The sequence below is a fragment of the Actinoplanes cyaneus genome (assembly GCF_016862095.1).
Taxonomy (GTDB): Bacteria; Actinomycetota; Actinomycetes; order Mycobacteriales; family Micromonosporaceae; genus Actinoplanes; species Actinoplanes cyaneus.
The window spans coordinates 46934-53834 of record NZ_BOMH01000080.1 but is presented as its reverse complement, the minus strand read 5'-3'; the positions used below and the strand labels follow the sequence as shown (position 1 = coordinate 53834).

The 6901-nt window shown below is 73.4% G+C and carries 6 protein-coding genes and 2 pseudogenes; 5 read left to right on the top strand and 3 right to left on the bottom strand.

Going from position 1 to position 6901, the window contains the following annotated elements; genetic code table 11:
• Positions 1-1543, top strand: a 1543-nt coding sequence (locus tag Acy02nite_RS47835; RefSeq protein WP_438820875.1) for a tetratricopeptide repeat protein, incomplete at its 5' end; no start/stop codon positions are given.
• Entirely contained in the window at positions 1540-2538 is a 999-nt protein-coding gene (locus Acy02nite_RS42595; protein ID WP_203754902.1) for an HAD-IIA family hydrolase, read from the top strand. The genes Acy02nite_RS47835 and Acy02nite_RS42595, both read left to right, overlap by 4 nt.
• A 415-nt stretch (positions 2539-2953) precedes the next feature.
• Here the strand turns inward: Acy02nite_RS42595 and Acy02nite_RS42590 are convergent, their stop codons facing one another.
• From Acy02nite_RS42590 to Acy02nite_RS42580, 3 genes are all read right to left on the bottom strand, one after another.
• Complete coding sequence (locus tag Acy02nite_RS42590) at positions 2954-3184, bottom strand: hypothetical protein (RefSeq protein ID WP_203754900.1); 231 nt, start codon at positions 3182-3184, stop codon at positions 2954-2956.
• A gap of 185 nt (positions 3185-3369) precedes the next feature.
• The gene (locus Acy02nite_RS42585) at positions 3370-3903 is read right to left on the bottom strand and encodes a GNAT family N-acetyltransferase (RefSeq protein WP_203754898.1); all 534 of its coding nucleotides are present in this window, start codon (positions 3901-3903) and stop codon (positions 3370-3372) included.
• A gap of 121 nt (positions 3904-4024) precedes the next feature.
• Positions 4025-4360, bottom strand: a complete 336-nt coding sequence (locus Acy02nite_RS42580; RefSeq protein ID WP_203754896.1) for an alkyl sulfatase C-terminal domain-containing protein — start codon at positions 4358-4360, stop codon at positions 4025-4027.
• A 95-nt stretch (positions 4361-4455) separates the two neighbouring features.
• Between Acy02nite_RS42580 and Acy02nite_RS47580 the strand changes: the two are divergent.
• From Acy02nite_RS47580 to Acy02nite_RS42565, 3 genes and pseudogenes are all read left to right on the top strand, one after another.
• A pseudogene (locus Acy02nite_RS47580) lies at positions 4456-4998 on the top strand (phasin family protein); the annotation flags it as partial.
• A gap of 607 nt (positions 4999-5605) precedes the next feature.
• Entirely contained in the window at positions 5606-5944 is a 339-nt protein-coding gene (locus Acy02nite_RS42570) for a hypothetical protein (RefSeq protein WP_239175778.1), read from the top strand.
• A gap of 26 nt (positions 5945-5970) precedes the next feature.
• A pseudogene (locus tag Acy02nite_RS42565) lies at positions 5971-6834 on the top strand (TlyA family RNA methyltransferase); the annotation flags it as partial.
• Positions 6835-6901 lie beyond the last annotated feature (67 nt).

Sequence of the window (6901 nt, the reverse complement as noted above, 5' to 3'; positions counted from 1 at the left end):
CCGGGGCGGCTTCCGCGGCGGGGACCGTGACCGTGGCGGTGACCGTCCGGGCTACCAGGGTGGCGGCGACCGGGGCGGCTTCCGCGGCGGCGACCGTGACCGGACCGGTGGCACCCGGGAGAGCTTCCAGGGCGGCGGCGGATACCGCGGCGACCGCCCGCAGGGTGACCGTCCGCAGGGCGGCGGCTTCCGTGGCGGTGACCGTGACCGTCCGGGCTACCAGGGTGGCGGCGACCGGGGCGGGTTCCGTGGCGGTGACCGTCCCCAGGGTGGCGGCTTCCGTGGCGGTGACCGTGACCGCGGCGGCTACCAGGGCGGCGGCGACCGTCCGGGCTACCAGGGTGGTGGCGATCGCGGCGGGTTCCGTGGTGGCGACCGTCCGCAGGGTGGTGGCTTCCGGGGTGACCGGGACGGCGGGGACCGTGGCGGTTACCGGGGTGACCGGGACCGTGGCGGCAACCAGGCTGACCGGCCGGAGAACATCGAGGACGGCCAGGCCGCGTTCCAGGTTCCGGACATCCCCGCGGACATCGTCGCGACCGACCTCGACCAGGAGGTCCGCGCCGAGCTGGTCGCGCTGTCCCGCGACGTCGCCGACACTGTCGCGCGTCACCTCGTGGCGGCCGGCACCATCATCGACGAGGACTCCGAGCTGGCCCTGCAGCACGCGATCGCGGCGCGGCGGCTGGCCTCCCGGATCGCGGTCGTGCGTGAGGCTGTCGGCCTGGCGGCGTACGCGGCCGGTGACTGGACCACGGCGATCGCCGAGCTCCGCACGTACCACCGGATGACCGGCAAGCAGACCCACCTCGCGGAGATCGCCGACTGCGAGCGGGCGCTGGGCCGTCCGGAGCGGGCCATCGACCTCTTCCGTGGCGCCGATGTCGCGAAGCTGGAGAAGTCCGGCGCGATCGAGCTGCTGATCGTGGCGGCGGGCGCCCGCGGGGACCTCGGCCAGCACGAGGCGGCCGTGGCGATGCTCCAGGTCAAGGAGCTGACCGCGGAGGACACCACCGAGTGGGCGGCGCGACTGCGTTACGCGTACGCGGATGCCCTGCTCGCGGCCGGCCGTCGCGACGAGGCCCGGGAGTGGTTCGTGCGGGCCGCCGCGATCGACGAGGACCAGCTCACCGATGCGGCGGAGCGGATCCTCGAGCTCGACGGCGTGACCATCGAGGGTGACGACGACGAGGACGACGAGGACCTGGCCGACGAGGCGCGCGACGCCGCCGGCGACCAGGGTCCGGACGAGGACGGCGAGGAGCTCGACGAGGACGACCAGGACTCGGACGACGAGCCCGCGGCGGACTACGACGAGGACGACCTCGACGACCAGGACGACGACGACCAGGACGACGACGACGAGGAGCCGGTCCGCGCGGCCGACACCGACGTCAACTCCGACCCGGTGAAGGCCGAGAAGCACGAGGTCCCGGCCGCGGTCTTCGAGGCGCCGAAGTCGGACGACGCCGAGAAGGACGAGCAGGGCGAGAAGGACGGCGACGAGCTCACCGGCCGGGGCGAGGACCGCCCGCAGGCATGAGTGATCACCTTGCCGGTGGCTACGACCTGGCCATCTTCGACCTGGACGGCGTCGTCTTCCTGATCGACAAGCCGATCCCGGGTGCGGCCGAGGCGGTCGAACGGCTGCGGGCGGACGGGACGTCGATCGCGTACGCGACGAACAACGCGTCCCGTCGTGCCGCGGACGTGGCCACGCTGCTCACCGGCATGGGCGTCAGTGCTGCTCCGGCCGAGGTCCTCACCTCGGCCGGAGCGGCCGCCGCTCTCGTCGCCGAGCAGGTCGAGGCCGGTTCACCGGTGCTGGTGGTCGGTGCCGAGGCGCTGCGCGCGGAGATCCGTGACGCCGGGCTCACCCCGGTCGAGTCGGCGGAGGACGCGCCGGTCGCGGTGGTGCAGGGCTACGGGCCCGAGGTGGGCTGGAAGATCCTGTCCGAGGCGGCGCTCGCGATTCGTGCGGGCGCCACCTGGTACGCCACCAACACCGACCGGACGCTGCCCAGCCCGCGCGGCCCGCTGCCGGGCAACGGCTCGCTGGTCGCCGTGATCCGGACCGCCCTGGACCGGGAACCGGACGTGGTGGTCGGCAAGCCGCAGCCCGCGCTTTTCACCACAGCCGCCTCGCTCGCCGGAGCGGAGCGGCCCCTGACGATCGGCGACCGGCTGGACACCGACATCCAGGGTGCGGTCACCGCCGGCATGGACAGCCTGCTCGTCCTGACCGGGGTCAGCGGCCCGAAGGATCTGCTGTCCGCCCCCGCCGAGTGCCGCCCCGCGTTCGTGGCGGCGGACCTCTCCGGGCTGTTCCGGCCGGCTGATCGCGCCGTGGTGTCGGCGGCCGCAGTGGAGGGTTGGACGGTCACCCGTGACGGTGACCGTGCGGTCCTCGACGGCTCCGGTGACCCGGTCGATGCTTTGCGCCTGCTGTGTGGCGTGACCTGGGACGGCGTCCCACCGGCCAACGTCACCGGCAACTCCGCCGCGGCCACCGAACTCCTCACCACCTGGGGTCTCTGACCCCCGCGACGCATCACAGCCCCGGCCTTCTCGGCCGGGGCTGTTCTGTTTCCGGCGACCGGTCCGAGTGGCGGCGCGGGTTGCGCTTCCGGCTGGTTCTCATGGTCGTTATCCGGCCCGGATAACGACCATGAGAACCAGCCGGCGACGGTGAGGCGCGCTGGGTGCTGGGGCGGGCCGGGCGTCGCGTGGCGCGCACGGGTTCGCCGGCTTCCGGCGGGCGCGCGCGGGGTTTGCGGTTTCCGGCGGGCGTGCACGGGGTTTGCGGCTTCCGGCGGGCGTGCACGGGTTCGATGGTCTCCGGCGGGGCGTGCGGGTTCGCCGGCTTCGGGGCGGGCGCGTGCGGGTTTGTGGTTTCCGGCGGGGCGCGCTTGACGCCGTACGCAGGAAGGGGGTTTGGGGTGATCTTCAGCGGTCAGAAGGGCTGGACCGGGTCGCGGTGGTACTGCTCGTGGCGCGGGCGGTGGCTGCGGCGGGGCAGCGGTGGGGCCTCGGGGTCGATGCGGAAGATGCCGTCGACCATGGCCACCATCGGGGAACTCATGTAATCGAAATCGGGCACGGCGACCCTCTCGGCGCGGTCGTGCACATTCGTCGCGGTGCACGAGCCGTCGATGCAGGGCACGTCGGGGCGGACGTGGATCATGGATGCCTCCCAGTTTCCCGGGGCGGCCGTCGTCCGAGGCGGTCGCTCGTTCGTCTCCTCATCGTCCCACCGCGCACTGGTGGTCGCCAGGAAATCACTGCTGGTGCGATTAGTGTCAATCGCGCGGGGAGAGCCGACTCGGTCGAGGTGCTGGCCGGCGTCGAGGAGCTGGCGGCCAAGGCTGCCTAGCGCAGGCCCACGCAGCCGAGATCCCAGAAGGTGTGCAGGTAGACCAGGGTGCCGGTCATCCACGGCCGGTACGCGGTCAACGGCATGACCTGGAAGGCGGCGTCCGGGATGCGCAGTGACGGCTTGCGGAAACCGAGGGAGTCGCCGGCGACGAAACCGCGCCTCCCGTAGTACGCCGGGTCGCCCTCGAGGAAGAGCAGGGGGACGTCGCGTTTGTCGAGCTCGGCCACGCCGTACTCGATGAGGGCCTTGCCGACGCCCTGGCGCTGATGTTCCGGCACGACCGCGAGCGGGCTCAGGACCTGGACCGGGAGCAGGCGCTCGGGGGCGTCGACGAGGCTGCGGGTGAACATCACGTGACCGATGAGCTCACCGCCGGGCTCCTCCGCAACATACGCCGAGAAGTGGGGATCGTCCCGGCGCAAGGCGGTGACCAGGTCGGCGACGACGCGGCCCGCGGCGCCGAAAGCGCGCTCGACCAGGAGATCGACGGCAGGATGGTCGGCGGGGGTCTCGGCCCTGATCTGCATCCTGCGACGCTACGCATGCCCGGGCGCGGCGGGCCACTCGATTACCGTCAGCGGGACGGGGTGACCGATCCTGATCTCACGTTGAACGATCCGGGGCCGCGGGTCGTATCAACCGGCGTGATCAGAGGAGCTTGCGGAGCTTGAGCAGGTCGAACGGGTTCGCCTTGACGGAGATCTCCCGGCCGGCGATGGCGCGGGTGATGTCCAGCCGGCCGGCGATCAGCGCCAGCAGGTTGTCGCTGGTGGTGGTCAGGACGATCTTCGCCTTCGGATCGTCGCCGTCGGCGATGTCGGTGAGCAGGCCGCCGGCGATCCGGCCGTGGAAGGCCGTCTCCAGGTCGGTCACCCGGCACGCGAGCGTGCGATCCAGATCGAGCCGGCCGCGCGCCTCGGCGTTCGCCTCGAGCTTCGCAGCTAGGTCGTGCAACGCTTTGCGGCACTCGTCCACCGTGGCCAACGCCGTCCCCCTTCGCGACACCAGCACCGTACCCCAGGAACTTGTCGGGGGCTGCCGGTAGCGTGGCACCCGACGCGACGAGAGGAGGAGGGATCATGCCGGATGCATGGCGCGCATATCTGGACCTGGCGCTCGGGCTGACCGAGGCGCCCCGGAAGAGGGCGCAGAAGGTCGCCGGTGAGTTGCTCGAGCGGGGCGGTGCCACCGCGGCACAGGTGCAGGGGCTGGTCGATGACCTGCTCTCGGCGGGCATCGCGAACCGCGAGGCGCTGACCAACATCGTTCGGTACGAGGTGGACCGCGCGCTCGGCCGGGTCGGCCTGGCCACCGCCGACGAGGTGTCCGAGCTGACGAGCCGGGTGCACGCCCTGGAGAAGGAGCTGCGGGAGGCGCAGGCGCGCGCGACCGCGGTGGAGAGTGGTGTGCGGCCCGCAGGGCCCGCCGCTGATCCTGCTCCCTCGGTGGCGCCGGTGAAGAAGGCCGTGGCCAAGAAGGCGGTCGCCAAGAAGGCGGTGAAGGCCACGCCCAACGCGATGCCGTCCGCCGGGACGGCGCGGGGTGGGGCGCCGGCCAACGCGGCCTCGCCCGGTGCGCCGGCTGAGGGGGCTCCGGCGGGTGAGGTCGCCCCTGGTGGGCCGGTCAAGAAGGCTCCGGCTGCCAAGCGGGTGGCGCGGAGATCCACATCGGGCAGTGCGGCTCCGGTCGAGGCAGCCGCGGCGACCGTGCGGGAGCAGCCGAAGAAGGCGTCGCTCGGCCGGGCCGCGAAGAAGGTCGCCGGCGCGCCCGTGAAGAAGGCCGCTGAGGCGCCTGCGAAGAAGGCCGCGGTGAATCGGGCGCCGGCCAAGCGTTCGCCTCGGAAGAGTGCGACTGAGCCGGCCTCGTCGAGCTTGACGCCGCCGGGCACTGCGGTGTCTCCGGTCAGCGCGGTGAAGGAGGCGGCGGCCGCGACCGCGTTGCCGTTCATCGCGCCGAGTGAGAGCGCGGCCGCAGGGCCGGTGAGCGACGCGCCACGCAAAGCTGCCGGGCCCGCCAAGGGGGAGACGCCCGCCAAGGCCGGCGCGCCCGGGAAGGCGGCGCCTCGGAAGGGCGCGCCGGCCAAGCGTGCGGCTGCGGGCTCCGAGCCGGGTCGCACCACACCGGCCGGGCGGTCCCCGCGGAAGGCGGCGCAGGTGCCCGCACAGGGCAGGAAGTCGCAGACGGTGGCGGAGAGCACCGCGCGGACCGAGAAGCCGGAGGCGTGATCCCGTGACGTTCCCGAATGCCGTGCCGGGCGGGCCGCGTCCCGGTCCGCCGCAGGGTGGCTTCCGGCCCGGTCCGCCTCCGGGTGGGCCACGCCCCGGGCCGCCGGCCGGCGGGTTCCGGCCCGGCCCGCCCGCGAGCGGATCTCCGGCCGCGGAGTTCACTCCGGCGGAGCATTACCGCACCGGCGAGGACGGGATGGTGGAGGAGACCGGTCACCCGGCCGTGGACGCGGTGCTAAGTTCGCTCGCCAACGCCGCACGGCTGGCGCCGGGCGAGCAGATCGCCGGGTACGAAGCCGCGCACCAGGTGCTCCAGGAGACTCTGGCCAGCATCGATCGCTGAAACGACGTACCGGAAAAAGGAATTCGATGGCCCGCCGTGCGCGTCTCGACGCCGAGCTCGTCCGCCGCAAACTCGCTCGTTCCCGGGAACAGGCCGCCCAGCTCGTGGCGGCCGGCCGGGTCCAGGTCCGGGGGACCGTGGCCCACAAGGTGGCGGCCATGGTCGACCCTGCCGACCCGGTGCTGGTCACCGGTGAGGACCCGCAGACGGAGTATGTGTCGCGGGGTGGCCACAAGCTGGCCGGCGCGCTGGCCGCGTTCGGCGCGAAGGGGCTGACCGTCGCGGGGCGGCGCTGCCTGGACGCGGGCGCGTCCACGGGCGGGTTCACCGACGTGCTGCTGCGCGCGGGCGCCGGCCGGGTGGTCGCCGTGGATGTCGGGTATGGGCAGCTGGCCTGGCCGATCCGCACGAACGAGCGGGTCGACGTGCACGAGCGCACCAACGTGCGCACGCTGACGCCCGAGACGATCGGTGGCCCGGTCGATCTGGTGGTGGCGGATCTGTCGTTCATCTCGCTGCGTCTGGTGCTGCCCGCGCTGACCGCCTGCACCGCGCCCGAGGGTGATCTGGCGCTGATGGTCAAGCCGCAGTTCGAGGTGGGCAAGGAGCGGGTCGGCACGGGTGGCGTGGTCCGCGACTGGCGGCTGCGCGCGGAGGCGGTGCTGGACGTGGCGGCGGCCGCTGCCGAGCTGGGGCTGGGCGTGGTCGACGTGACCGCGAGCCCGCTGCCCGGCCCGAGCGGCAACGTGGAGTTCTTCGTCTGGTTCCGGCGGGGCGCGCCGGCCGCGGATCGGGCGCGGGTGGAGTCGGTGGTCGAGGCCGGCCCGGCCGGTGCGGGGCTGCCCGCCGAGCTTCTGGCGGCGGCCGCGGCGGCGGCCGAGCCCGCCGGCGAGGAGCAGTACGACGGCCCCGAACCCGCGGCGGCGGCCGAGCGCGCCGCTGAGCGGAAGCGCGACG